The sequence below is a fragment of the Acinetobacter sp. YH01006 genome (genome assembly GCF_013420445.1).
In the GTDB taxonomy this organism is placed as follows: domain Bacteria; phylum Pseudomonadota; class Gammaproteobacteria; order Pseudomonadales; family Moraxellaceae; genus Acinetobacter; species Acinetobacter pseudolwoffii.
In genome coordinates, this window is sequence record NZ_VOYB01000061.1 from 1 (window position 1) to 2,832 (window position 2,832).

The following is a 2,832-nucleotide window of genomic DNA, read 5'->3' on the forward strand; positions in this document are numbered from 1 at the left end:
GGACAAGCATCGTCATTTTATTATGGTCAGCCTCAGGGTGAAGTGTGTCTAATCAACAGGGTTTTCGGTCTCTAAGTACTTTTTAAAGGGAACATCATCGACTCAAATCTCTATTTGCAACAGTGCCCGATGGACTGCATCTACTCGTAGACTCTACAGGCATGAAGTTTCTAGGTGAGGGCGAATGGAAACGCAAGAAACATGGAGCTGAATATCGTCGCCAATAATGACGTATAAAGTTTTATCTAATTTTTCTTTTTATCCAATTTAAAATTAGGTGCGTACACGGCCTCAACTTTCAATAAAGTATAAAAGGTGTTTGTGTAGGCAATACCCTTACTTTTGATAAGCCAAAAGAAAGCAAAAGCCTTTGTTACCCATACATAACATCCCTATTATGATGGATAACGTGTGGCATCCCTGCCACACTCGTGTATCCAAACGTTGCTTAAATTAAACTATGTAATAGTGGCGACATAAAGGTGCTCTTATCGCTATATATTAAAAACTTAGTGGAACACTGTTTCTAAAGCTTTTAAACCCACTTTGGGATCAAGTAGACCGTTGTAAATTTCAGGGATTTCACGTTCCACCCCAAAAAATTCATAAATGGCAAGCATCGCCCCACGAACTGAATATTCCACAGTAAAGACCACGTCATCTTCAATTTCCACAAACTGTCCAAGGAAAGCAAAGTTTTGTGAGCCTTGTGGAATTACCTGTGGACGATCCCCCGGTTTACGGCAGGCGAATAGGGCAGAGGCGTATGGCATCATGGCGGTAGTAACATCAGTCGTTGCCAAAACATGATCTAAAATGTCGTCAAAACCGAGCTGTTTAATCAGTTCTGTTAGGATTTCTTGCCCCGTGGCTTCGGACATTGGTTTTTTGATGTAATCGCCTATATGGTCAATTTGGAAACCGTAGCCCCATAAGGTATATAAACCTTCAGGTAAGTCGGCAAAGTGTGGCTGTGCAGGAACCACGATGGATAAATGCCAACCCGACTCATACCAAGTCATGAGTGCGCCTGTGCCTGGTTCATTGCCTGTATAGTCAATAATACGTTTAAGTAGCACGTCATCTTTCATGGTCAGAGTGAAAGACTCCCACTTATGTTCATCGACATTGCCATAAAAAGTCATTGGACGGCCAAAGTCTGGGGCTTTTTGTGCCAGCGTTTCCCAAAGCGTCCAGCCATGATCTTCTCGATGACGAATAAGGGCAGGCACGTCATGATTACCGCCATAACGTGAGTCTGCTGTAATAGAGCCTAAAGTGAAAATAGCTAAATCATTGGCTTTCAGATTAATTTGCTCTGAGCCTTCAGGCAATTGTACATATAGGCGTGAAGCGTAGCGTTCTTGAGTTTCAGCATTGGTAATGAAGTCTGCATCTGTGACATAGTGTCCAAAACGCACATCGACGCCTTGTGCGACTAACCAACGCTGTAGGGGCAGAATCATCGAGTCATATTGGTTGTACTTGGTACGTTTCACACCCGCTAAGGTATGAATGCGTGGCAATTCTTGAATAAAACGCAAGAAATAGCGTCTTAACTCTGCTGCACTGTGCCATTTTTGAAAAGCGAAAGTCGTGCGCCACATGCGCCAGAAATTGGTTTCAAAAAAGGTTTCATCAAAAAACTCATCAATGCGGCGACTGCCAATTTTTTCTTCTTTTGAAGCTAATAGGCGCAGCATCTGTGCACGATGTAGCGTATTCAGACCAAGCTTTGCTGCATCCGCAATGACATGTTCGGCATCAATCAACCGTGCATTGGCGTGGGTTTTCACTTTTTCATTAAACTCACGACATTCTTCACGCACCGAAATGTCTGGATTTTCCAAAGATGGAATACTGGAAAATAAGTCCCATAGGCACAAATAAGTTTCATCGGTCAGCATTCGCCCACCACGTGTTACCCAAGCTTGCGCGGCATGCGGTGTATGTCCACCATCCATCGAACCACCTGAAATATCGAGTTCTTCTAAAATATGGATATTTTTGGCAGGGACTTTGGCATCACGGATTGCAAATGCAGCAGCAGCCATACCTGCGATACCACCACCAATAATCCAAAGATGGGACTGTTGTGCGTCTAATGGGGTGCGCTTCTTCTTTTGCATGGTTCACCTTTAATAATGATGTTAAAAACTATGAAGTATAAAATGTGATTTAGAAAAACCTTAAAAATAGTATGACTTTTTATATATGAAAAATGTATGAAATGGGAAGCAATTTACTCATTATATTTTGTAATCAAAAAAATGTAAGTAATGGTTATTTTTAATACACATTTGTATTTTTTTTAAAATAAAATATGATTTAAGTAATTGATTTTATTATTTTATAGAGTAATCACTCTATTTTGATCATATTTGTTTGTGTCTGAAGAATGTGTTTGAAACTAGGCTTTCTATTGATCATTAAAAGATATAATTGAATAATAGATCTCTCTTTCATAAATCAAAAAACGAGCACCTTTTTGATTGATATTTGTACTCTAATTTTCTTAGCATTCGTGCATAATCTGCGGATGAAATACATTGATTCAAAGAAGCTTTCTGAAACACAGTTTAAGCGATATACAGGCATCTCATGGTCAACCTTTTATTTAAATGGTTGAGCAATTGCAGAAGCATGTTCCAGCTAAAGGCAGACCACCCAAGTGGCACTGTTGCAAATAACCACGAATGGTAAGTTGAAGACTGTTTTAGCTAAAGGTGCAGCATATGAATCCTTTCCATGGTCGGCATTTTCAGGGCGAAATCATTCTTTGGGCTGTGCGCTGGTATTGTAAATATGGCATTAGCTATCGTGAACTGCAGG

Annotated in this window: 1 protein-coding gene and 3 pseudogenes; 3 read left to right on the top strand and 1 reads right to left on the bottom strand. The window is 40.3% G+C overall.

Translation table 11 applies throughout. The annotated features are described in order from the left end of the window. Together FTT73_RS15945 and FTT73_RS15950 are read left to right on the top strand one after the other, a co-directional pair. Nucleotides 1-75: pseudogene (locus tag FTT73_RS15945) on the top strand (IS6 family transposase); the annotation flags it as partial. A gap of 53 nt (nt 76-128) precedes the next feature. Beyond that, a pseudogene (locus FTT73_RS15950) lies at nt 129-224 on the top strand (IS5/IS1182 family transposase); the annotation flags it as partial. A gap of 285 nt (nt 225-509) precedes the next feature. Here FTT73_RS15950 and FTT73_RS15955 read toward each other — a convergent pair. Continuing rightward, entirely contained in the window at nt 510-2,129 is a 1,620-nt protein-coding gene (locus tag FTT73_RS15955; protein WP_004726755.1) for an oleate hydratase, read from the bottom strand. Nucleotides 2,130-2,735: 606 nt separating this feature from the next. On the opposite strand from FTT73_RS15955, the pseudogene FTT73_RS15960 reads away from it, so the two are divergent. Then, a pseudogene (locus tag FTT73_RS15960) lies at nt 2,736-2,832 on the top strand (IS6 family transposase); the annotation flags it as partial.